Annotated in this window: 17 protein-coding genes and 1 pseudogene; 14 read left to right on the top strand and 4 right to left on the bottom strand. The window is 67.5% G+C overall.

The window, feature by feature from the left end; all coding sequences use genetic code 11:
* The first annotated feature begins 23 nt into the window (after window positions 1-23).
* From EJO71_RS23255 to EJO71_RS23235, 3 genes are all read left to right on the top strand, one after another.
* Entirely contained in the window at window positions 24-3,143 is a 3,120-nt protein-coding gene (locus EJO71_RS23255) for an efflux RND transporter permease subunit (RefSeq protein ID WP_125951210.1), read from the top strand.
* A gap of 685 nt (window positions 3,144-3,828) precedes the next feature.
* Window positions 3,829-7,101, top strand: a complete 3,273-nt coding sequence (locus EJO71_RS23240) for an efflux RND transporter permease subunit (protein WP_125951211.1) — start codon at window positions 3,829-3,831, stop codon at window positions 7,099-7,101.
* Between the two features lie 10 nt (window positions 7,102-7,111).
* Complete coding sequence (locus EJO71_RS23235) at window positions 7,112-8,584, top strand: efflux transporter outer membrane subunit (RefSeq protein WP_125951212.1); 1,473 nt, start codon at window positions 7,112-7,114, stop codon at window positions 8,582-8,584.
* A 38-nt stretch (window positions 8,585-8,622) separates the two neighbouring features.
* Here the strand turns inward: EJO71_RS23235 and EJO71_RS23230 are convergent, their stop codons facing one another.
* Window positions 8,623-8,988 (bottom strand): SPW repeat protein, encoded by a 366-nt coding sequence (locus tag EJO71_RS23230; protein WP_125951213.1) that lies wholly within the window; start codon window positions 8,986-8,988, stop codon window positions 8,623-8,625.
* A gap of 128 nt (window positions 8,989-9,116) precedes the next feature.
* Here EJO71_RS23230 and EJO71_RS23225 point away from each other — a divergent pair, with 128 nt between their 5' ends.
* From EJO71_RS23225 to EJO71_RS23205, 6 genes and pseudogenes are all read left to right on the top strand, one after another.
* Complete coding sequence (locus EJO71_RS23225; protein ID WP_125951214.1) at window positions 9,117-9,905, top strand: alpha/beta hydrolase; 789 nt, start codon at window positions 9,117-9,119, stop codon at window positions 9,903-9,905.
* 119 nt (window positions 9,906-10,024) lie between these two features.
* Window positions 10,025-10,606 carry a TetR/AcrR family transcriptional regulator gene (locus EJO71_RS23220; RefSeq protein WP_125951215.1) on the top strand — a complete coding sequence of 194 codons (582 nt, stop codon included), beginning with the start codon at window positions 10,025-10,027 and terminating at the stop codon, window positions 10,604-10,606.
* 40 nt (window positions 10,607-10,646) lie between these two features.
* Window positions 10,647-10,946, top strand: a pseudogene (locus tag EJO71_RS34970) (molybdopterin cofactor-binding domain-containing protein); the annotation flags it as partial.
* A gap of 486 nt (window positions 10,947-11,432) precedes the next feature.
* Window positions 11,433-12,917, top strand: coding sequence for a molybdopterin cofactor-binding domain-containing protein (locus EJO71_RS34815; protein ID WP_346428062.1), 1,485 nt, complete (start codon window positions 11,433-11,435; stop codon window positions 12,915-12,917).
* Window positions 12,918-12,955: 38 nt separating this feature from the next.
* On the top strand, window positions 12,956-13,417 hold the full coding sequence (locus tag EJO71_RS23210; RefSeq protein ID WP_125951217.1) for a (2Fe-2S)-binding protein: 462 nt from the start codon (window positions 12,956-12,958) through the stop codon (window positions 13,415-13,417).
* Between the two features lie 257 nt (window positions 13,418-13,674).
* Window positions 13,675-14,370, top strand: coding sequence for a GntR family transcriptional regulator (locus EJO71_RS23205; RefSeq protein WP_171022416.1), 696 nt, complete (start codon window positions 13,675-13,677; stop codon window positions 14,368-14,370).
* A gap of 27 nt (window positions 14,371-14,397) precedes the next feature.
* Here EJO71_RS23205 and EJO71_RS23200 read toward each other — a convergent pair whose 3' ends face one another.
* Window positions 14,398-15,264 carry a MurR/RpiR family transcriptional regulator gene (locus EJO71_RS23200; RefSeq protein ID WP_125951219.1) on the bottom strand — a complete coding sequence of 289 codons (867 nt, stop codon included), beginning with the start codon at window positions 15,262-15,264 and terminating at the stop codon, window positions 14,398-14,400.
* Window positions 15,265-15,431: 167 nt separating this feature from the next.
* Here EJO71_RS23200 and EJO71_RS23195 point away from each other — a divergent pair, with 167 nt between their 5' ends.
* The 3 genes from EJO71_RS23195 to EJO71_RS23185 are packed head-to-tail and all read left to right on the top strand — an operon-like array spanning window position 15,432 to window position 18,407.
* A complete protein-coding gene (locus tag EJO71_RS23195) occupies window positions 15,432-16,766 on the top strand; it encodes an aspartate aminotransferase family protein (RefSeq protein WP_125951220.1) in 1,335 nt (444 codons plus the stop codon).
* Between the two features lie 55 nt (window positions 16,767-16,821).
* Window positions 16,822-17,733: an amino acid ABC transporter substrate-binding protein gene (locus tag EJO71_RS23190; protein WP_125951221.1), complete on the top strand. Its 912-nt coding sequence runs from the start codon at window positions 16,822-16,824 to the stop codon at window positions 17,731-17,733.
* A 17-nt stretch (window positions 17,734-17,750) separates the two neighbouring features.
* A complete protein-coding gene (locus EJO71_RS23185) occupies window positions 17,751-18,407 on the top strand; it encodes an aspartate/glutamate racemase family protein (protein ID WP_125951222.1) in 657 nt (218 codons plus the stop codon).
* On the opposite strand, the gene EJO71_RS23180 is transcribed toward EJO71_RS23185, so the two are convergent.
* Window positions 18,399-19,280: a hypothetical protein gene (locus tag EJO71_RS23180; RefSeq protein WP_125951223.1), complete on the bottom strand. Its 882-nt coding sequence runs from the start codon at window positions 19,278-19,280 to the stop codon at window positions 18,399-18,401. The genes EJO71_RS23185 and EJO71_RS23180 overlap by 9 nt on opposite strands.
* A gap of 148 nt (window positions 19,281-19,428) precedes the next feature.
* Here EJO71_RS23180 and EJO71_RS23175 point away from each other — a divergent pair, with 148 nt between their 5' ends.
* Window positions 19,429-20,256 carry an undecaprenyl-diphosphate phosphatase gene (locus EJO71_RS23175; RefSeq protein WP_125951224.1) on the top strand — a complete coding sequence of 276 codons (828 nt, stop codon included), beginning with the start codon at window positions 19,429-19,431 and terminating at the stop codon, window positions 20,254-20,256.
* 15 nt (window positions 20,257-20,271) lie between these two features.
* Here EJO71_RS23175 and EJO71_RS23170 read toward each other — a convergent pair whose 3' ends face one another.
* Window positions 20,272-21,090: an IclR family transcriptional regulator gene (locus EJO71_RS23170; RefSeq protein WP_125951225.1), complete on the bottom strand. Its 819-nt coding sequence runs from the start codon at window positions 21,088-21,090 to the stop codon at window positions 20,272-20,274.
* Between the two features lie 114 nt (window positions 21,091-21,204).
* Between EJO71_RS23170 and EJO71_RS23165 the strand changes: the two genes are divergently transcribed.
* A complete protein-coding gene (locus EJO71_RS23165; protein ID WP_125951226.1) occupies window positions 21,205-22,179 on the top strand; it encodes a tripartite tricarboxylate transporter substrate binding protein in 975 nt (324 codons plus the stop codon).
* Window positions 22,180-22,185 lie beyond the last annotated feature (6 nt).

The raw sequence follows: 22,185 nt of genomic DNA, 5'->3' as shown, positions 1-22,185 counted from the left end.
CGCAATCGCGCGGAGGCTTTGCGGTGAGCCCGTCACGTCCGTTCATCCTCCGGCCGGTGGCGACCTCGCTGCTGATGGTCGCCATCGTGCTGGCCGGGCTGGTGGCGTTCCGCTTCCTGCCGCTGTCGGCGCTGCCGCAGGTCGACTACCCGACCATCCAGGTGCAGACGCTCTACCCCGGGGGCAGCCCCGAGGTCATGAGCAACACCGTCACCGCGCCGCTGGAGCGCCAGTTCGGCCAGATGTCCGGGCTCGACCGCATGAGTTCGACCAGCGCAGCGGGCGTGTCGATCATCACGCTGCAGTTCTCGCTGGGCCAGACGCTGGACGTGGCCGAGCAGGAAGTGCAGGCCGCCATCAACGCCGGCGGCTCGCTGCTGCCGGCCGACCTGCCGGCGCCGCCCGTGTACGCCAAGGTCAATCCGGCCGACGCGCCGGTGCTCACGCTTTCCATCACCTCCGACACGCTGCCGCTCACCGACGTGCAGAACCTGGTCAACACCCGGCTCGCGCAGAAGATCAGCCAGGTCTCGGGCGTGGGGCTGGTGTCGCTCAGCGGCGGGCAGCGCCCGGCCATGCGCATCCAGGCCAACACGCAGGCGCTGGCGGCCAACGGCATCGGCCTCGACTCGCTACGCACGGCCATCTCGGCGGCCAACTCGAACGGCGCCAAGGGCAGCTTCGACGGCCCGAAGCGCGCCTACACGATCAATTCGAACGACCAGCTGATGACGGTCGACGACTACAAGAACCTGATCGTCTCGTACAAGAACGGCGCGCCGATCCGCATGGCCGATGTGGCGCAGGTGGTCAACAGCGCCGAGAACAACCAGCTCGCGGCCTGGGCCGGCAACAAGGCCGACGGCACCAGCAAGCTGTCGCCCGCGATCATCATGAACGTGCAGCGCCAGCCGGGCGCCAACGTGATCGCCACCGTCGACGCCATCAAGAAGCAGCTGCCCGAGCTGCAGGCGGGCCTGCCCGCCGGGCTGAAGATCGAGGTGCTCAGCGACCGCACCGCCGGCATCCGCGCATCGGTGCAGCACGTCGAGATGGAGCTGGTGCTGGCCGTGGTGCTCGTGGTGCTGGTGATCTTCGCCTTCCTGGGCAGCCTGCGCGCCACGGTCATCGCCAGCATCGCGGTGCCCATCTCGCTCATCGGCACCTTCGGGCTGATGTACCTGCTGGGCTACAGCCTCAACAACCTGAGCCTGATGGCGCTGACCATCGCCACCGGCTTCGTGGTGGACGACGCGATCGTCATGATCGAGAACATCGCGCGCTACATCGAGGAGGGCGAGAAACCGCTGCAGGCGGCGTTCAAGGGCGCGACGCAGATCGGCTTCACCATCATCTCGCTGACCGTGTCGCTGATCGCGGTGCTGATCCCGCTGCTGTTCATGGGCGACGTGGTGGGCCGCCTGTTCCGCGAGTTCGCGGTGACGCTGGCCATCACCATCCTGATCTCGGCGGTGGTGTCGCTCACGCTGGTGCCGATGATGTCGGCGCGCTGGCTCAAGCATGAAGCGAAGAAGCAGGTTTCCGACAAGGGCTTCGGCGCACGCGCGCAGCGCTTCTTCAGCGGCGTGATGGTGCGCTACGACCGCTCGCTGCACTGGGTGATCGATCACCAGGCGCTCACGCTGCTGGTCGCGTTGCTGACGCTGGTGCTGACGGTGGTGCTCTACCTCTCGATTCCCAAGGGCCTCTTCCCCACGCAGGACACCGGCCAGCTGCAGGCCCGCGTGCAGGCCGCGCAGGACGTGTCCTTCGACCGCATGTCGCAGCTGCAATTGCAGGCGGCACAGGCCATCCTCGAAGACCCGGCGGTCGAGAACCTCAGTTCCTTCGTCGGCGTGGATGCGGCCAACAACACCATGCTGCACACTGGCAGCATGCTCATCAACCTGGCGAAGAGCCGCGACAACCAGCAGGAAGTGATGGACCGCCTGCGCGAACGCGTGCGGCAGGTGGCGGGCGTTACTCTGTATTTGCAGCCCACGCAGGACCTGACCATCGACGCCGAGACCGGCCCCACCGAATACCGCATGTCGCTCGAAGGCGTGGACAGCGCGGCCGTCACCGAGTGGATGAAGAAGCTCGTGGCGAAGCTGCAGGAGTCGAACAAGGTGCGCAACGTGAGCAGCGACGCCGGTGCGCAGGGCCTCGCGGCCTTCGTGAACGTGAACCGTGACACCGCGGCGCGGCTGTCGATCACCGCGAGCACGGTGGACGATGCGCTCTACAGCGCGTTCGGCCAACGGATCGTGTCGACGATCTTCACCGAGACGAACCAGTACCGCGTGATCCTGGAGGCGCAGCCCGGCATGGTGAACACGCCCCAGACGCTGGGGCAGCTGAGCCTGATCGCCGGCTCGGGCACCGCCACGCCGCTGTCGGCTATCGCACAGATCTCGGAGCGGCAGGCGCCGCTGCAGATCACGCACGTGGCGCAGTATCCGGCGAGCACGCTGAACTTCGATACCGCGTCCGGGGTTTCTCTCGGGGCTTCGGTCGATGCGATTCGTGCCGCGGCGAAGGAAATCGGGTTGCCCAGCAGCCTGACGATGACTTTCCTCGGGGCTTCCGGTGCTTATGAGAAGTCGCTGTCTAACCAGTTGTGGCTGATTCTTGCTGCGGTGGTTTGCGTGTACATCGTGCTGGGGGTGCTGTACGAGAGTTATGTGCATCCGCTGACGATCTTGTCCACGCTGCCGTCGGCCGGTGTCGGGGCGCTGCTGGCGTTGATGATCACGGGCAACGACCTGGGGGTGATCGGGATCATCGGGATCATCCTGCTGATCGGCATCGTGAAGAAGAACGCGATCATGATGATCGACTTTGCGATCGATGCGGAGCGGACTCAGGGGAAGTCTCCTCGGGAGGCTATTCATCAAGCCGCCTTGCTGCGGTTCCGACCTATCTTGATGACTACCCTGGCGGCTTTGTTTGCTGCCGTGCCGCTGATGTTGAGCTTTGGGGATGGGGCTGAGTTGCGTCGTCCGCTTGGGCTTGCGATCTTCGGCGGGTTGATCGTCAGTCAGCTGCTTACTCTGTTCACTACGCCTGTTATTTATCTGGCGTTTGATCGGCTGGGTGGGGGGAGTGCTCGGCGGGTTGTGATTGAGGAGGAGGCGGTTTGAGTTGTTTTGCCTCCTGCTGGTTGTTTAAGTTCCGAGGCCGGGTCTCGCCCCGGCGGGCGACCTACTTTCTTTTGCTTCGCCAAAAGAAAGTAGGCAAAGAAAAGGCGACCCTACTGTCTGTGTCCCTCCGCTTCGCTACGGGCAACCTGCGGTGCTCGGCGCAGGAGGGGGTCCGCAGAACTCGCTTCGCTCAAACAGCTGCGGCCCTGATCCCTCCTGCGCCTGCGCTCCTCGGCACAGCCAGAAGGGAGCGAAACGCGCCATCGCTGCGCTCGGCTTTTGAACAGCCTGGACTGGCCTTCGCTTCGCTCTGCCGCGTATTCAACCCCAGCGAACCAAACAAGACCAAGGCTCCATTCCAAGCACGGCAAGCGCGAAGCGCTTGCCGTGCCTTGGTGGCCGAGCGAAGCAAAGGCCCGTGCGTCTCCACCCCCCTCTGGCTGCGCCGAGGAGCGCAGCGTTTCGCGGATAAGGGCTCGCCCTTGTTTGAGCGAAGCGAGTTTGGGCGAGACCCCGCGAAACGCGAGCACCGCAGGTTGCCCCGTAGCGCAGCGAAGGGGTCGCAGACAGTGGGGTCGCCTTTCTTTTGCCTACGTTTCTTTGGCGAAGCAAAGAAAAGTAGGTCGCCTGCCGGGGCGAGACCCGGCCTCCGCCCTCCACAAGGAGCACAGCGGGAGCAACAGCAATGAACCTGTCGCTCCCCTTCGTCCGCCGCCCCATAGGCACAGTGCTACTAACCATCGGAGTAGCACTGGCCGGCATAGCCGCATTCTTCGTCCTCCCAGTCTCCCCACTACCGCAGGTCGACTACCCAGTCATCTCGGTAAGAGCCTCCATCCCGGGAGCAAGCCCCGAAACGATGGCCACTAGCGTGGCAACCCCCCTGGAGCGCCACCTGGGAACAATCGCAGGCGTCAACGAAATGACGTCCACCAGCTCGGTAGGCTCCGCCCGAGTCACCCTGCAGTTCGACCTTAGCCGCAATATCGACGGCGCGGCCAGAGAAGTGCAGGCCGCCATCAACGCGAGCCGCGTCGACCTGCCCGCCACGCTGAGAAGCAACCCGACCTACCGCAAGGCCAACCCCGCTGCCTCGCCGGTCATCATCCTGGCCCTCACGTCGAAGACGAAGACGCCTGGCCAGATCTACGACGCCGTCTCGAACATCGTCAGCCAGCGCCTCTCGCAGGTGGACGGCGTGGGCGACGTGGAGATCGGCGGGGGCTCGCTGCCGGCCGTGCGCATCGAGCTGCTGCCATTCGCGCTCAGCCGCTACGGCATCAGCACCGACGACGTGCGCGCCGCGATCCAGGCTTCCAACGCCAACCGGCCGAAGGGCACGGTGCAGGGCGACGGCCGCAAGCTGCAGATCTACACGCAGACGCCGGCCCTGCGTGCGAGCGACTACGCGCCGATGGTGATTGCCTGGCGCAACGGCGCGGCGGTGCGGCTGCAGGACGTGGCCGAGGTGGTCGACGGCGTGGAGGACACGCGCACGCTGGGTCTCTTCAACGGCGAGCCTGCGATCATCGTGCTGATCACGCGGCAGCCTTCGGCCAACATCATCGAGACCGTCGACAGCGTGCGGGCGCTGCTGCCCGAGCTGCAGGCGCAGCTGCCGCCCGACGTGACGCTGCAGGTGGCGTCGGACAGCACCAACTCCATCCGCGGCTCGTTGCGCGAGGTCGAGTTCACGCTGGTCATTTCCGTCATCCTGGTGGTGCTGGTGGTCAGCCTGTTCCTGCGCAGCGTGCGCGCAACCATCGTGCCGGCCGTGGCGACGGTGGCGGCGCTGCTGGGCACCTTCGGGGTGATGTACCTGCTGGGCTTCAGCCTCAACAACCTGAGCCTGATGGCGCTCACGGTGGCTACCGGCTTCGTGGTGGACGATGCGATCGTGGTGCTGGAGAACACCAGCCGGCACATCGAGTCGGGCATGACGCGGATGAAGGCGGCGCTGCTGGGCGCGAAGGAAGTGGGCTTCACGGTGCTGTCCATCAGCGTGTCGCTGGTGGCGGTGTTCATCCCGCTGCTGTTCATGGGCGGGCAGGTGGGGCGGCTGTTCCGTGAGTTCGCGGTCACGCTGTCGGCGGCTGTGCTGATCTCGCTGGTCATCTCGCTGACCACCACACCGATGATGTGCGCCTGGCTGCTCAAGCCCGGCGGCGAGCACGACAGGAACAAGCCGCAGGGCTGGATGGGCCGCATGGCCGCGCGCAGCTACGACTGGGTGCTCAAGCGCTACGAGACCAGCCTCGACTGGGCGCTGGACAGCAAGGCGCTGGTCATGATCATCCTGGTGGCGGTGATCGGGCTCAACGTGTATCTCTTCAGCGCGGCGCCCAAGGGCTTCTTCCCGCAGCAGGACAGCGGGCAGCTCAACGGCGGGCTGCGCGCCGACCAGAGCATTTCGTCGGAGGCGCTGGCCGCCAAGCTGCGGCAGGTGGTCGACATCATCCGCAAGGACGAGGCGGTCGACACCGTGGTGGGCTTCACCGGCGCGGGCCGGGCGGGGGGCGGCTTCATGTTCGTCAACCTGAAGCCGGCCAATCAGCGCAAGGACAGCGGCCTGGCGGTGATCGCGCGGCTGCGGCCCCAGCTCAACGAGGTGACCGGCCTGCGCGTGTTCCTGGGCACGGTGCAGGACGTGCGCTCCGGCGGCCGCTCCAGCAATTCCACCTACCAGTACACGCTCAAGAGCGACAGCCTCGCCGACCTGCGCACCTGGGCCGTGAAGCTGGCCGACGAGCTGAAGATGCAGCCGGTGCTGACCGACATCGACACCGACCAGGACCAGAACGGCGTGGAGACGATGGCCAAGGTCGACCCCGACAGCGCACGCCGCCTCGGGCTGACTTCCACGGCCATCGACAACGCGCTCTACAACGCCTTCGGCCAGCGCCAGGTGGCGACCATCTACACCGAGCTGAACCAGTACCACGTGGTGATGGAGTGGGCGCCGCGCTATGCGCGCAGCCCCAATGCACTGAGCGACGTGTACGTGCCGGCCACCAAGACCTCGGTGGTGGGAGGGCAGACCGTGACCACGCAGGTGGCGGCGAGCACGGCGACGAGTTCGACGACGACATCGTCGTCATCGTCGAGCACGGCCAGCAGCACCTCCGTGCCGGTGTCGGCCAACGCGGGCCTGCGCAATGCATCGACGGGCAACGTGCTGAGCAACACGGCCACCGCGCTCGTGCCGCTGTCGGCCGTTGCGAAGTTCGTGGAGCAGTCGGTGGCCACCTCGGTGAACCACGAAGACGGCGAACTGGCCACGACCATCTCGTTCAACCTTGCCGAAGGCGCCAACCTGGGCGACGCGCGCGAAGCCATCGCCAAGGCCGAGGCCAACATCGCCATGCCCACCAACGTGCGCGGCTCCTTCGCCGGCACGGCGCTGAGCGCGCAGCAGTCGCAGAGCCAGCAGGCGATGCTGATCCTGGCGGCGCTGGTGGTCATCTACATCGTGCTGGGCATCCTCTACGAGAGCCTGGTGCATCCGATCACCGTGCTGTCGACGCTGCCCTCGGCCGGCGTGGGAGCGGTGCTGGCGCTGCTGATGTTCCGCATGGAGTTTTCCATCATTGCGCTGATCGGCGTGTTCCTGCTGATCGGCATCGTGAAGAAGAACGCCATCCTGATCATCGACTTCGCGCTGGAGGCCGAGCGCTCGCGCGGCCTCACTCCGCTGGAGGCGGTGCGCGAAGCCTGCCTGCTGCGCTTCCGCCCGATCCTGATGACCACGCTGGCGGCTGCGCTGGGTGCGCTGCCGCTGGCCATCGGCTTCGGCGAGGGCGCCGAACTGCGCCGGCCGCTGGGCGTGGCCATCATCGGCGGGCTGATCGCGAGCCAGCTGCTGACGCTGCTCACGACGCCGGTGGTGTACCTGCTGCTCGACAAGCTGCGCCGCCGCGGCGCCAACGAGCATGAGCTGAGCCGTGCCACGACCGCCTGAGACCATAGCCATGAATGCATCGACTCCCTCTTTCTTCCGCGCGCCGGGGCGTTTCCCTCTCTGCGCGCTCGCGCTGGCCGCGCTGCTCGCGGGCTGTTCCGTCGGACCGCGCTACCAGCAGCCCGCTACCGCACTGCCCGCCGGCTGGAAGGAGCAGAAGACCGCCGAGGGCTGGCTGCCCGCCGCGCCGGCCGACGCGCTCGATCGCGGCGAATGGTGGAAGCTCTTCGGCGACCCGACGCTCGACGATCTGGCCTCGCGCGTGCAGGTATCGAACCAGAACATCGCCGCAGCCGTGGCCAACTACGCCAACGCCCAGGCGCTGGTGCGCCAGCAGCGCGCGGCGCTGTTCCCGTCGCTGTCGGTCAACGGCTCCGGCAAGCGTTCGGACACGGGCAGCACCAGTCCTTCCAATTCCTTTTCCGCCACGCTGGATGCGACGTGGGCGCCCGACGTCTGGGGGCGCTTGCGGGAGTCGGTGAACAGCGCGTCGGCCAACGCGCAGGCGAGCGAGGCCGATCTTGCCTCGGCGCGGCTGTCGGCCGTCGGCACGCTCGTGACCAACTATCTGTCGCTGCGCGAGGCCGATGTGGAAATCGGCCTGCTCGACCAGACGATCGAGGGCTACGAGCGGGCCTACACCATCACGAGCAACCGCTACAAGGCCGCGATCGCCGCGCAGTCGGACGTGCTGCAGGCCCAGAGCCAACTGGCCACCGCGCGCGCCACGCGCCTGACGCTGGTGAGGAACCGCGCGACCTTCGAGCACGCCATCGCAGTGCTGGTGGGGGCGGCGCCGGCCGATTTCAGCCTCGCGCCCGCGCCCTGGAAGCAGGCGGTGCCCGGCATTCCGACCGGCGTGCCCTCGACCCTGCTGCAGCGCAGGCCCGACATCGCGGCGGCCGAGCGCGCGGTGGCGGCAGCCAACTCGCAGATCGGCGTTGCACGCTCGGCCTACTACCCGAGCTTCAACCTCAACGCGGCAATCGGCAGCAGCGCCAGCCGGGTGAGCCAGCTGTTCAATGCGCCGAATTCGCTCTGGTCGCTCGGCCTCTCGGCGGCCCAGGTGGTGTTCGACGCGGGCGCCATCTCGGCCAGCGTCGATGCGGCCAGGGCCAGCTACGACGCGAGCGTGGCCCGCTACCGCCAGACCGTGCTCGCGGCTTTCCAGGGCGTCGAAGACCAACTCACCGCGGGCGCCGTTCTGGCGCAGCAGGAGATCATGTACCGCGAGGCCTCCGAGGCCGCGGACAAGACCGAGCAGATCCTGCTCAACCAGTACCGCTCGGCACTGGTAGCCTACACCGACGTGGTCACGGCCCAGGTGGCCGCGCTGAACGCGCGGCGTTCGCTGGTGCAGGTGCAGGTCAACCGGCAGATCGCGGCTGTCACGCTGATCCAGGCGCTGGGCGGCGGCTGGCAGGCAGGGTGGATGGACGGCACCGCGCAGGCGCAGCCGGCAGCTTCATCCACCACGCAGTGAGTGCCTGAAAGCTGCCCGGCCGCTGCCTGCAGGGCCGCTCAATGCGCCGGACGGTCGACGGTGTGGCCCAGGTAATCCTTGTCGGTCACCAGCACCCAGAGCGCCAGCACGAGGATCACTGCGGCGACCAGCACCGCGTTGACCATCGCCGTCTCGTTGCCGCGGAAGCCGAGTATCCAGGGCGACACCGCGAGCCAGGCCGCGAGCGCTACCTCGGTCCATTCTTCCCACTGTCGGGGCACGAAGGTCGCACCCAGCGCCACCGCGCCGAGCACGATGCCGGTCGCCACCATGGTCCACATGGCGGCTGTCGTGCCGGAAAAGCCCAGGACCCAGGGCGAGACGATCAGCCAGGCGCCGGCGACGGCGTTGACGGGGTCTTGCCAATGCTTCACTTGCTTCATGGTCATAGCCTCCTGTCGCGACAAGACGCCGCGACAGCGGTTGGACTTCGGGTTCCATGCAAGGGTTCCGTGGAGGGCAGGGTGGCCTTAGCATTCGGTCACCACGCCAACGCGTCAGGAGATCGTCCATGCGCAAATGCAGGTACTGGATCGCGGGTTTCCTGATCGCACTGGTTTCGCATGCCCAGGCGCAGACCACGCAGAAGGTGGTCGACATTCCCACCCGGCCCGGCGTGACGCAGCGAATGCTCGTGCTGTCGCCGCCGGCGGCAAAGGCGGCCGTGATCCTGCTGGCGGGCGGGCATGGCGGTCTGCAGATCTTTCCCAATGGTTCGTTCAACTGGGGTGCGGGGAATTTCCTCGTTCGCACGCGGCAGCTGTTCGCCGACCAGGGACTGATGGTCGCGGTGATCGATGCACCATCCGACCGGCTGAGTCCGCCTTACCTGAGCGGCTTCCGCCAGAGACCGGAGCATGCGGCGGACATCAAGGCGGTCATTGCATGGATGCGCGAGCAGTCCAGGGTGCCTGTGTGGCTCGTGGGCACCAGCCGCGGCACGCAGTCGGCGGCATACGTCGCCACGGAGCTTGCCGGTCCGGAAGGGCCGGACGGCATCGTCCTGAGCTCGACCATCCTCACCGACAACAGGGGGCGGGCCGTTCCCGCGATGCCGCTGGAGAAGATCCGCATCCCCGTTCTCGTCGTGCATCACGAGCAGGATGGCTGCGCGCTCTGCGCCTTCTCCGGCGTGCCCGCCCTCATGGAGAAGCTCGGCAACTCGCCGAGGAAAGAACTGCTGAGCTTCAAGGGCGGGGAGAACAGAGGGGATCCGTGCGAGGCCATGGCTTATCACGGCTTCAACGGGCTCGACGGCGAGGTCGTTCCACAGATCGCCGCCTGGATTCTTGCGAAGTAGACGACGCAAGGCGTCGAATCGTCGGCGCTTCCTCTGCCTGATCGCATCTTCTTGACAGCTGCCGGGAAGGCGTTTCTATAATTGAGTATGTACTCAATCAATAAAGGCCGGCGCTAGCCATGGCCAGACCCCGGAGCGAAGACAAGCGCAACGCGATCCTCGACGCGGCCATCGCCGAGTTCGCCGTTCGCGGTGCATGGAGCACGCCCACCTCGGCTGTCTCGCGTGCTGCCGGCGTGGCCGAGGGCACGCTGTTCACTTACTTCGCGAGCAAGGAAGTGCTGGTCAACGAGCTCTACCGCCAGCTGAAGACAGAGCTGGCCGACGTCATGCTCGCCGACTGGCCCGAGGAGGCCGACCCCAAGGCCAAGTACCGCCACATCTGGGACCGCTACGTGTACTGGGGCGTCGACAACCCGGAGAGATTCAAGGTGATGTCGCAGCTCAAGGTGTCCGACCAGGTGAGCGAAGAGAGCCGCGCCGCCGGCATGGCGCCTTTCCTCCGGCTCGAGGTGCTTGCCAGGGACTGCATCAAGAGGAAGCTGATCCGCGACCAGCCGCTGCCTTTCCACGGCGCGATGCTGGGCGCGATGGCCGAGGCCACGATGGCCTTCGTCGCGCAGGCGGGCACCAAGAAGGCCCGCGCTGCCTATTGCGAAGCGGGCTTCGAAACCTTCTGGCGCGGCATCGCCGAAAGCTGACCCGGCGTTCGCGCAGATTTCCCCACGAAAGAACCACACCATGCCCAAGCTCAAGCGCCGTCATTTCGTTCTCGGCACCGTGGGGGCCGTCGGCGCCCTCGTCGTCGGCTGGTCGGCCACGCCGGCCGCCCCGCGGCTCATGGCGGCCGAGCCGTTGCCCACCGCAGCGGGGCAGGTCGCGCTCAACGGCTGGGTCAAGGTGGGCAGCGACAACACGGTCACGCTGATGATGTCGCAGTCGGAAATGGGGCAGGGCACGCACACCGGCCTGTCGATGCTGCTGGCCGAGGAAATGGGCGCCTCGCTCGACCAGATCCGCCTGGAGACGGCTGGCTCCGACGCCATCTACAACAACCAGGCGGCCATCCTCGACGCGCTGCCCTTCCGGCCCGGCGACGAGGGCGCGATGAAGCGATCGACGCAGCACGTGGTGGGCAAGCTGTTGCGCGCGATTCCGGGGCTTACGGGCACGGGCGGCTCGTCGAGCATCACCGACCAGTGGATGCCGGTGCGCGAGGCCGGCGCATCGGCGCGCGCCATGCTCGTGGGCGCCGCCGCCGCCGCGTGGCAGGTGTCCGCGGCCGAATGCCGTGCCGAAGCCGGACGCGTGCTGCATCAGGCGAGCGGCAGGAGCGCCAGCTTCGGCGAACTGGCGCCGAGAGCCGCGCAGCAGCCGCTGCCCGCGCAGGTGGCGTTGAAGAAGGCAGCCGACTTCAAGCTCATCGGCCAGCCCGCGCGGCGTGTCGACGGCGCGGCCAAGCTGAACGGCTCCGCCACCTTCGGCCTCGACGTGCTCCCGCCGGGATTGCTCTACGCGAGCATCGCGATGTGCCCGACCACCGGCGGCCGCGTGGCGCGCTTCGACGCCACCGCCGCCCAGAAGCTGCCCGGCGTGCGCAAGGTGATGTCGCTCGAGCCGGTCGGCGCCACGCTCATCGGCACCGGCAGCACGCCGGGCGGCGTCGCCGTGATCGCCGACACGCCGTACCACGCGATGCGCGCGGTGAAGGCGCTCGACATCGAATGGGACCACGGCCCCGCCGCCAGCCTCTCCAGCGCCGAAATGATCGAGCGCCTTTCGCAGACGCTGCGTACCAAGCCCGGCAATGCCCAGCTGAACGACGGCGACGTGGCTGCCGCGCTGCGGTCGGCGGCGAAAACCATCGAGGCCGAGTACCGCGTGCCCTTCCTGGCCCACGCGACCATGGAGCCGATGAACTGCACCGTGCAGTTCAAGGACGGCGTGGCGACCGTCTGGGCGCCGACGCAGGCGCCGGGCTTCACGCGCGGCGCGGTGGCCAAGGCGCTGGGCATCGATACCGCCAAGGTCGACCTGCACGTGACCTATCTCGGCGGCGGCTTCGGCCGGCGCTACAGCACCGACTTCGTCACGCAGGCCGCCACGCTGGCGCGCGAAACCGGCGGCGCCCCGGTGCAGCTCTTCTGGTCGCGCGAGGAAGACATGGCGCACGACTTCTACCGGCCGGCCTACGTCGCGCGCTGCAGGGCGGGCCTGGACGCAGCCGGCGCGCTGGTCGCCTGGCAGACCACCACGGCCGGATCGAGCATGGGCGCGCCCTCGCTCATGGACACCACCACCGACGGCGCCTGGAACACGGCCTACGCCTTCCCCAATGCGCGCGTCGCGCACGAGCCGGTGGAATCGGCCATGCCCACGGGCGTGTGGCGCTCGGTCGCGCATTCGCAGAACGCCTTCTTCGTGGAGAGCTTCATCGACGAATGCGCCGCCGCCGCCGGCAAGGACCCGGTGGCGTTCCGCGTCGCACTGCTGGCGAAGGACGAACGCCACCTGCGGGTGCTGAAACGCGTGGCCGAGCTGTCGGGCTGGGGCCAGCTGCCGGCGGCGGGGCCGGATGGGGCGAAGAGGGCGCGTGGCCTCGCGATCCACCGCTCCTTCGGCAGCATCGTCGCGCAGGTGGCCGAGGTGTCGGTCTCGGCGGACAGGCAGGTGCGGGTGCATCGCGTGGTCTGCGTCATCGACTGCGGCGTGGCCGTCAACCCGAACCTTGTCCGCCAGCAGATGGAAGGCGCCATCGTCTACGGCCTCTCGGCCGCGCTGCACGGCGAGATCACGGTCGAGAAGGGGCAGGTGCAGCAGAGCAACTTCCACGACTACATGCCGCTGCGCATGAACGAGTGCCCCGCCATCGAGATCGACATCGTCGCGGGCGGCGAGGAACCCGGCGGCGTGGGCGAGCCCGGCACGCCGCCCATCGCGCCGGCGGTGGCCAACGCCGTCTTCGCGCTCACCGGCCAGCGGCTGCGCAGCCTGCCGTTGCGGCTTGTCTGATCTCCGACATTCGTACCCTCCAATAGAGAAGAGACGCCATGACCACCACGATCACCGTCAACGGCAAGACCACCACCGTCGATGCCGAACCCGACACGCCCTTGCTGTGGGTGCTGCGCGGCGAAATGAAGCTCGTCGGCACCAAGTTCGGCTGCGGCAAGGCACTGTGCGGCGCCTGCACCGTGCACCTCGACGGCGAGGCGGTGCGCTCCTGCGTCACGCCGATCGAGGCGGTGGGGGCCCGCGAGGTCACCACCATCGAGGGGCTGACGGGCAAGGAAGCCGATGCCCTGCGCCAGGCCTGGACCGAAGTCGACGTGGTCCAGTGCGGCTACTGCCAGAGCGGCCAGCTGATGTCGGCCTGCGCATTGCTCAGGAAGACGCCGAAGCCCAGCGACGAAGACGTTTCCAGCGCCATGAGCGGCAACATCTGCCGCTGCGGGACCTACCCGCGGATCCGCGCCGCGATTCACCTGGCCGCGGAGACGGCGGCGCGCTGAAAAGGCTTCCGCCAGGGCCCGGGACGGCCCTGAAAACCGGCGTGGGGCGTGGTAACGCTTTTGGCCGAAAACATGTTTACAAAAATTAAGAAAATTTCCGTAATCATCGAAAAAGTCCCGAAATAAAATTTTTACGGAAACTGGGGATATGAAGCTTTTGTACGCCGCCGTACCATCCGCGCGGCCCGCTTCCGGCCGCCCCCAGTTTCCGATTTTCGATGACCCCCCCAGATCCTTCCCGGACACGAGCGTTGTCCGTGGCCGAAACGCTGCGTGACCGCATCTTCGATGGCGAGATCGCGCCCGGCTCCCACCTGATGGAGATCACGCTGGCCAACGAGCTCGGCGTGTCGCGCACGCCCGTGCGAGGCGCCATGGCGCGGCTGGCCGACGAGGGGCTGCTGGTCTACTTGCCCAACAAGGGCTTCCAGGTGCGGCGCTTCAACGCCAAGGACGTGTTCGACGCCTTCAGCGTTCGCGCCACGCTCGAAGGCATGTGCTGCCGCCTGATCAGCGAGCGCGGGCTCGACAGCGCGGCCCTGGCGCAGCTGACGGCCATGCTCGACGAGCAGCACGAGCTTCTGCACCATACCGGGGAGTGGAGCGACGGCCGCGCCGCGCGCTGGCAGGACCTGAACCATGCCTTCCACCGCAAGCTGCTGGCGCTGGCGGACAACCGCTGGCTGACCGAGGCGGTGCAGAGGGCCAGCCAGTTGCCGCTCATATTCGACAGCAAGCTGCGACCCCACAACCGCAATGCGTCGATGCTGCTGCACCGGCACGAGCAGGCGCTGCAGGCGCTGGCGGAGCACTGCCGCATCGTCGAGGCGCTGGGCCGGCAGGAAGGCGCCGAGGCCGAGGCCATCATGCGCGACCACATCAACACCAGGCGTGACATGCTGGTGCTCTACCTGAACCAGACGAACCCCACCCGCACCCGGGCGCTGGTCTGACCTGGCCTGGCCTGACCTGACCGTTTCCTAGCCGCCGCGCACCGGCGGCGCCGTGAGATAGGCCCCCGATTCGAACAGCTGAGCCTCGGCCTGGTCGATGCGCCGGATCACCGGCTTGCCCGCGCGGCTGGCCAATAGCTCCACCAGCGCTTCCGTCACCGCGACCCCGGCCGCGACCGACGGGAAGAACGACGGGCTGTTGATCGTGAAGAGCAGCGTCTCGTCCGCCAGCAGCGACAGCGGCGAGGCCACGCTGTCGGTGATGGCGACGATGCGGCAACCCGCCGCCTTCGCGGCCTGCGTCACCTGCAGCGCTTCGCGCGAGTAGGGCGCGAAGCTCGCAACCACCAGCGCATCGCCCTTCGCGAAGGCGCGCTGCTGCATCTCCAGCGAACCGCCCTGGCCGTCGACCAGGTGCACGCTGGCGCGGAAAAGCCGATACACGTAGACGAAGGAAAAGGCGATCGGAAAGCAGGCCCTGAACCCGGCGGCGTGCACCGCCGGCGCCTTCTCGATCAGCGCGCAGGCCTTCTGCAGCGCCTGCTCGCTCTGCTGGTGCGTGGCCTCGAGGTTGCGGCGCTGCACCTCGAACATCTCGCCGGTCAGGGTCTGGTCGCTCGCCCGGCCGACGAGCTGCTTGGCGCGCCCGCCGTAGGTTTCGGAGCCCAGGCCCATGTCGGCTGCGAAGGCTTCCTTGAGCTGGGGCCAGCCGTCGAAACCCATGTGTTGCGCGAAACGCACGAGGGTGGCGGGCGTGCTCTGCGAGCGCGTGCCGACGTTGCGCATCGAGCCCGTGACCACCTCGTTGGGATGGTCGAGCACGTAGCGCGCCACCTGCTGCAGGGCGGGGCTCAGTTCGTTGAAACGCTGGCGGATCTGCTCCTTCGCGTCCATGGTCCTGTCTCTTTCGGCTGTTGTTGGAACAAATGTACCGGAGGCAGCTTGCCGCAGCCGTTGTCTTAACAGTTGACGGAACAAATGTTCCAAGAAATAATTCAATGGAAACGTTAGTTCCATCCAGCATTCAACAGAACCCGACCCGAGCCGGATCGCCAGCCGCCATGACACACGTCTTCCACCGCCACCTCCGCCAGACCCCGCCCGTCGCCGCAGGCTCCCACGGCATGTTCATCCGCGACGCCGAAGGCCGCGAGTACCTCGATGCTTCGGGCGGTGCCGCCGTGTCCTCGCTGGGCCATGCGCATCCCGAGGTGATGGCCGCCATGCACGCCCAGATCGACAGGCTGGCCTACGCCCACACCAGTTTCTTCACGAGCGAAGTGGCAGAGCAGCTGGCCGACGAGCTGATCGGCTCCGCCCCCGAGGGCATGAGCCATGTCTACCTCGTGAGCGGCGGCTCCGAAGCGGTGGAATCGGCGCTGAAGATGGCGCGCCAGTACTTCGTCGAGATCGGCCAGCCGCAGCGCACGCACTTCATCGCGCGCCGCCAGAGCTACCACGGCAACACGCTGGGCGCACTGGCGGTGGGCGGCAACGCCTGGCGGCGCGAACCCTTCGCGCCCATCCTCGTGCCGGCCACGCACGTCTCGCCCTGCTATCCGTACCGCGAGCAGCGCGCCGACGAGAGCGCCGAGCAATACGGCCTGCGCCTGGCAGCCGAGCTGGAGGCGGCCATCCTCGCGCAGGGCGCCGACCGGGTGATCGCCTTCGTGGCCGAGACCGTCGGCGGCGCCACGGCCGGCGTGCTCACGCCGGTGCCGGGCTATTTCAAGGCGGTGCGCGCGGTGTGCGACAAGTACGGCGTGCTGCTGATCCTCGACGAGGTGATGTGCGGCATGGGCCGCACCGGCACGCTGCACGCCTGCGAGCAGGAGGGCGTGGCGCCCGACCTCATCACCGTCGCCAAGGGCCTGGGCGGCGGCTACCAGCCCATCGGCGCGGTGCTGGCGCAGAGCCGCATCGTCGAGGCTATGTCCAAGGGCAGCGGCTTCTTCCAGCACGGCCACACATACCTCGGCCACCCGATGGCCTGCGCAGCCGCGCTCGCGGTGCAGCAGGTGATCCGGCGCGACGGGCTGGTCGCCAAGGTGCGGGAAGACGGCGTCGCCTTCGGCGCGATGCTGGCCGAGGCGCTGGGCGCGCATCCGCACGTGGGCGACATCCGCGGCCGGGGCTTCTTCTGGGGCATCGAGCTGGTGGCCGACCGCGCGAGCAAGGCGCCTTTCGATCCGGCGCTGAAGGTCAACGCCACCGTCAAGAAGGACGCCATGGCGCGCGGCCTGCTGTGCTACCCCTTCGGCGGCACGGTCGACGGCCGGCAGGGCGACCACGTGCTGCTGGCGCCGCCCTTCATCGCCACGCGGCAGGACCTGCAGGAGATCACCGCGCGGCTCGCGGCCTCCATCGATGCGGTAACCCGTGCAGCGGCGCGCTGAGCGCTACCACTTTCCCTTTCGTTCTTCCCTCAACCATCGTTCCCAGGAGCGTTCCATGCCCAAGCTTCGTCCGCTGTTTCCCTTCGTTGCCGCGCTTGCGGCGGTCTTCGCGGCCTTCATGCCGCTCACGGCCGCACAGGCACAGGAAAACGACACGCTCGCCAAGATCAAGGCCAGCGGCTCCATCACCTTCGGCTACCGCGAGTCGTCCTTCGGCTTCTCGTACCTTGACGGCAACCTCAAGCCCGTGGGCTACAGCATCGAGATCTGCAACCGCATCGTCGAGGCGGCGAAAGCCGAGCTGAAGATGCCGGCCATCGAGATCAAGTACCAGGCCGTCACCTCGGCCAACCGCATTCCGCTGGTGCAGAACGGCACGGTCGACATCGAGTGCGGCTCCACCACCAACCTCGTCGAGCGGCAGAAGCTGGTGGCGTTCTCGCCGGACATCTTCCGCTACAACGTGCGCATGCTGGTGAAGGCCGATTCGGGCATCAGGAGCATTGCCGACCTTCAGGGCAAGACGGTGGCCACCACCAGCGGCACCACCTCGTTCCGCCTGCTGCGCGAGGCCGACCGCGGCCGCAACCTGGAGGTGAACAGCCTCGCGGGCAAGGATCACAGCGACTCCTTCCTGCTGGTGGAAAGCGGCCGCGCCCAGGCCTTCGTGCTCGACGACATCCTGCTGGCCGGCCAGATCGCGAATGCGCGCAACCCCAAGGACTTCATCATCACCGGCGAGAGCCTGCGCACCGAGAACCAGTCGCTGATGTTCCGCAAGGACGATCCGGCCTTCAAGGCGCTGGTCGACCGTGTGGTCTCGGGCATGATGAAGTCGGGCGAGATGGAGAAGCTCTATGCCAAGTGGTTCATGTCGCCGATCCCGCCCAAGGGCATCAACATCAACTACCCGCTGAATGCCGAGACGAAGGATGCCTTCGCCAATCCTTCCTCCAAGGGCATCTGACCTTTTGCCTTGAACCCATGACCCGCATTGCCCTGATCCACGCGCTCTCGCACTCCGTCGCGCCCATCAACGAAGCCTTCGCGCGCGACTGGCCCGAGGCCGTGCGCATGAACCTGCTCGACGACAGCCTCTCCGCCGACCTGGCGCGCGACGGCAAGGGGCTCGACGACGTCATGCACGAACGCTTCCAGCGCCTGGCGCAGTACGCGGTAGATACGGGTGCGCAGGGCATCCTCTTCACCTGCTCGGCGTTCGGGCCGTGTATCGAGGCGGTGGCGCGGCGGCATGCGGGCATTCCGGTGCTCAAGCCGAACGAGGCCATGATCGACGAGGCGGCGCAGGGGCAGCAGGGAAGACTGGGGCTGATCGCCACCTTCGCGCCCACGCTGGCCTCGATGCCGCCGGAGTTTCCTTCGGACGTCGCGCTCGAAACCGCGCTCGCCGAAGGCGCACTCGACGCCCTGAATGCCGGCGACACGCAGCGGCACGACGCCCTGATCGCCGCACAGGCCCTCGCACTGCGCGAGCGCGGCTGCACGCGCATCGCGCTGGCCCAGTTCAGCATGGCGCGGTCACGTGCCGCCTGCGAGACTGCCAGCGGCCTGCCGGTGCTGACCACGGTCGACAGCGCGGTGCGCGCGCTGCGCCGGCGCACCGGGGCCGGTTCAGCGTAGGCGCGAGCCCTCGATCACCGAGAACAGCGCCGTCATCGCGATCTGGGCCGCGTCGCTGCGTCCCAGGTTGCGGGTGAGGCCGGATTCGCGATCGGTCGCTTCCAGGCCTTGCGACAGGCGCCGGTAGATGTCCGCCGAGGGCATGCTCGCCGAGGTGCCCAGCGCGTCGCAATACGTGTCGGCGAGCACGCCCGCGAGCTGCTCGCTCTGCTCGTTCGACAGCTTCATCGGATCGCCCGCGAACACCGAGGCGATGCAGTGCATCAGGTAGGCCTGCGTCTCGAGCGAGAACGACTGCTGCCGCACATAGCACTCGACGGCCGCCCAGAACAGCGGCTCCGAGGTGCGGCGCCAGCTTTCAAGAACCTTTCGCGCCTTGGCCACCAGGTCGGCGTGCGTGTCTCCGGGCTCGGTGGGGCGCAGCGCCAGCCCCTGCAGGGTGAGCGCGGCTTCGGCGCCGGCGGCGCCGAGGATGAAGCTCCAGAACTTCCAGCGGGCGTACCACTTCTTGTCGTGCGCGGGGTCCAGAGGTTCGAGCAGCCAGAAATCGATGCTCTGCACGGCGTCGCCGCGCTGCTCGGCCACGTGGCCGTCGCCGAGGTCCAGCGTCGCCATGCCCGACTGCATGCGGTCGGCCGCGATGTGGCCCTGCGCGACGATGCCCGCGCTGGAGCCCGAGCGGTCGATGTCGAGCAGCCGCTGCATCAGCTGCTGCAGTTCGTGCGCCGAGGCGCCCGTGGCCTCGACCACGCGCCGCATGGAGGCGTGCTGCTCGCGCTCCAACTCCTGGGCATTCTTGCGGCGGTCTTCGCCATGGTCGTCGAAAGTCGACGCGTGTTCTTCCAGCCTGTCGCCGCGCGTGAACGTTCGCATTACCGATAACTCCTTCGGGCATCACGGACACACCCTGACACGTCACTGTGTGTCAATGCATGGGGCCTGAACATCACCGAAACAGGGGATGCTGATCCGGGGCTGACCTGTCCTCTCGTGATAATGACTGCTCTTGAAAGGAGTCCGCGTGGATATTGTTTTGCTGGCCAAGGCCGCCGTCATGGGCATCGTCGAGGGTCTCACCGAGTTTCTGCCCATCTCTTCGACCGGTCACCTGATCCTTGCGGGCTCGCTGCTCGGCGGCTTCGGCGACAACCGGGGCAAGGTCTTCGAGATCGCCATCCAGACCGGCGCGATCTTCGCGGTGATCCTGGTCTACTGGCAGAAGATCAGATCCACCGTCGTCGCATTGCCGCGACAACCGAAGGCGCAGCGCCTGGCGCTGAACATCTTCATCGGCTTCCTGCCGGCGGTGGTGCTGGGCCTGCTGTTCGGCAAGGTCATCAAGGAGCACCTGTTCATTCCGACCGTGGTGGCCAGCACCTTCATCATCGGCGGCTTCATCATCCTCTGGGCCGAAAAGCGCCCGCCGGGCTCGGTGCGCGTCGAGCACGTCGACGACATGACGCCGTGGGACGCGCTCAAGGTCGGCCTCGTGCAGTGCTTCGCGATGATCCCGGGCACCAGCCGCAGCGGCTCGACCATCATCGGCGGCATGCTGCTCGGCCTCTCGCGCCAGGCGGCGACCGACTTCTCGTTCTTCCTGGCCATCCCGACGCTGATCGGCGCGGGTGTGTACAGCATCTACAAGGAGCGCGCGGCGCTGTCGATGGCCGACGTGCCGCTGTTCGCCGTGGGGCTGGTGTTCTCGTTCATCAGTGCCTGGCTGTGCGTGCGCTGGCTGCTGAAGTACATCAGCAGCCACAGCTTCATTCCGTTCGCCTGGTACCGCATCGCCTTCGGCATCGTGGTGCTGGCCACGGCGTGGACCGGCACGGTCGTCTGGGCCGATTGATCCGGCTTTGAAACTTCAGTCCGCGGCGCCCAGCAGGGCGCTCGCGGCCTTCGCTTCCTGCCGCACGGCCACCGCAATGGGACCGTCGATGGCCGGATCGAAGCCTCCCGTGGCGCCCAGCGCGGTGATCACGGCGCAGACCCTTCCCGCATAGTCGTATACCGGCGCCGCCACCGCGCTGATGCCGCGCAGGTAGGTGTCCTTCACGCTCGCGCAGTGCGCTTGCCGCACCTCGCGGCGCAACTGGCCGATCGGGTCCTTCGCGTCGAGCTGCGCCCGCATCTCGGGCGTGGCCTCGCCAAGCTCCTGCTCGGCCAGCGCGAGCACGCGCGATTCGTCGAGCAGGCCCAGGAAGGCGCGGCCGGTGGCCGACCACAGCATCGACATCACCGAGCCGGCGCGCACGTTCACCGTGACCGGAAGGCCCGGCTCCTCGAAGCGCACGATGGTCGGGCCCTTGTTTCCCATCACCGCCACGAAGCAGGTCACCTCCAGCGATTCGCGCAGGCGGATGAGGCAGGGCTCGGCCGCGCGGATCGGGTCGGCCTGCCGCATGGCGGCCAAGCCGATCTGGATGGCTTCCGTGCCCAGGTAGTAGTGCTGCGAGGCAGCGTCCTGCAGCACGAGGCCGGCTTCCATCAGGCTGGCGAGGTAGCGGTGCACCTTCGCCGGGCTCTCGGCGACGTGCGCCGACAGCGCGGTCAGGCTGCTGCGCCCGCCCAGGTGCGCCAGCCCCTTGAGCACGGACATGCCGGTTTCGGCGGATTGCACGCGCTGGCGGCGCTCGCGGACAGGGGAGGAGAGGGAGGGATCGGATCCCGTGGGCTGGGTCATGACGCTCGGATGTTAGGTGCTCGGTCGATGTGGCCGGGTAAACCCGCGATCCACGAATTACGCTATGCGTATGATAATTACGCAATACACAAAATCCAGTACGGAGACACCCCCATGAAGAAGCACCTCGTCCGCTGCCTCGCGGTTCTTTCGCTGGCTGCCGTTGCCGCAAGCGCTGGCGCCCAGCAGGCTTTTCCCGCCAAGCCGATCCGCTGGATCGTTCCCTACGCGGCCGGCGGCGGCTCCGACTTCCTCGCGCGAACGGTCGCCCAGACCCTTTCCACGCAGGTCGCGCAGCCGGTGCTGGTGGACAACAAGCCCGGTGGCAACACCGCGCTCGCCGCCTCCGAAACCGCGCGCGCCGCGGCTGACGGCTACACCATCCTCTCGGCCGACAACGGCACGCTGGTGTTCAACCCCGCGCTCTACAAGTCGCTGAGCTACAGCCCCACGAAAGACCTCGCGCCCGTCACGCTGATGGGCAAGTTCCCGATGATCCTGGTGGTCGGCGCCAACTCGGGCTTCAGCTCGGCCAAGGACTTCATCGCACAGGCCCGCGCCAAGCCGGGCGGCATCAACTACGCCTCGGCCGGCGCGGGCAGTCCGCACCACCTCGCGATGGAACTGCTGAAGGTGGAGGCCAAGCTCTTCATGGTCCACGTGCCGTACCGGGGTGCGGCGCCCGCGCTGGCCGACGTGGTCGGCGGGCAGCTGCCGGCCATGATGGTCGACCTGGCCGCGGGCTCCGGCTTCATCAAGGGCGGCAAGGTGCGCGCGCTGGCCGTGGCCAACCCGACCCGCCTGCCGCAGTTGCCCGACGTGCCCACCTTCGCCGAGCTCGGCTACAAGAACGTCGAGGCGGCCGCGCTGGTCGGCGTGGTCGTGCCCTCGGCCACGCCGGGCGAGGTGGTGAACACGCTCAACCGCCAGATCGTCGCCGCCATCAACGAACCCTCGGTGCGCACGCGCATGGTCGACTTCGGCGTGGAGCCGGTGGGCAACACGCCCGCGCAGTACGCCGCGTTGCTCAAGAGCGAGACCGAGCGCTGGCAGAAGCTGATCCGCGACCTGAAGATCACCCTCGACTGAGCCGTT

This window comes from Variovorax sp. 679, from assembly GCF_003952185.1.
GTDB lineage: Bacteria > Pseudomonadota > Gammaproteobacteria > Burkholderiales > Burkholderiaceae_C > Variovorax.
The sequence above is the reverse complement of the archived record's forward strand: the minus strand, read 5'-3'. Positions and strand labels throughout refer to the sequence as shown.

Excerpts from the sequence above, each read along its gene's own strand:
- EJO71_RS23240 (WP_125951211.1), top strand. The coding sequence starts at position 3,829 with ATGAACCTGTCGCTCCCCTTCGTCCGCCGCCCCATAGGCACAGTGCTA.
- EJO71_RS23235 (WP_125951212.1), top strand. The coding sequence starts at position 7,112 with ATGAATGCATCGACTCCCTCTTTCTTCCGCGCGCCGGGGCGTTTCCCT.
- EJO71_RS23230 (WP_125951213.1), bottom strand. The coding sequence starts at position 8,988 with ATGAAGCAAGTGAAGCATTGGCAAGACCCCGTCAACGCCGTCGCCGGC.
- EJO71_RS23225 (WP_125951214.1), top strand. The coding sequence starts at position 9,117 with ATGCGCAAATGCAGGTACTGGATCGCGGGTTTCCTGATCGCACTGGTT.
- EJO71_RS23220 (WP_125951215.1), top strand. The coding sequence starts at position 10,025 with ATGGCCAGACCCCGGAGCGAAGACAAGCGCAACGCGATCCTCGACGCG.
- EJO71_RS34815 (WP_346428062.1), top strand. The coding sequence starts at position 11,433 with ATGTGCCCGACCACCGGCGGCCGCGTGGCGCGCTTCGACGCCACCGCC.
- EJO71_RS23210 (WP_125951217.1), top strand. The coding sequence starts at position 12,956 with ATGACCACCACGATCACCGTCAACGGCAAGACCACCACCGTCGATGCC.
- EJO71_RS23200 (WP_125951219.1), bottom strand. The coding sequence starts at position 15,264 with ATGGACGCGAAGGAGCAGATCCGCCAGCGTTTCAACGAACTGAGCCCC.
- EJO71_RS23195 (WP_125951220.1), top strand. The coding sequence starts at position 15,432 with ATGACACACGTCTTCCACCGCCACCTCCGCCAGACCCCGCCCGTCGCC.
- EJO71_RS23190 (WP_125951221.1), top strand. The coding sequence starts at position 16,822 with ATGCCCAAGCTTCGTCCGCTGTTTCCCTTCGTTGCCGCGCTTGCGGCG.
- EJO71_RS23185 (WP_125951222.1), top strand. The coding sequence starts at position 17,751 with ATGACCCGCATTGCCCTGATCCACGCGCTCTCGCACTCCGTCGCGCCC.
- EJO71_RS23180 (WP_125951223.1), bottom strand. The coding sequence starts at position 19,280 with ATGCGAACGTTCACGCGCGGCGACAGGCTGGAAGAACACGCGTCGACT.
- EJO71_RS23170 (WP_125951225.1), bottom strand. The coding sequence starts at position 21,090 with ATGACCCAGCCCACGGGATCCGATCCCTCCCTCTCCTCCCCTGTCCGC.
- EJO71_RS23165 (WP_125951226.1), top strand. The coding sequence starts at position 21,205 with ATGAAGAAGCACCTCGTCCGCTGCCTCGCGGTTCTTTCGCTGGCTGCC.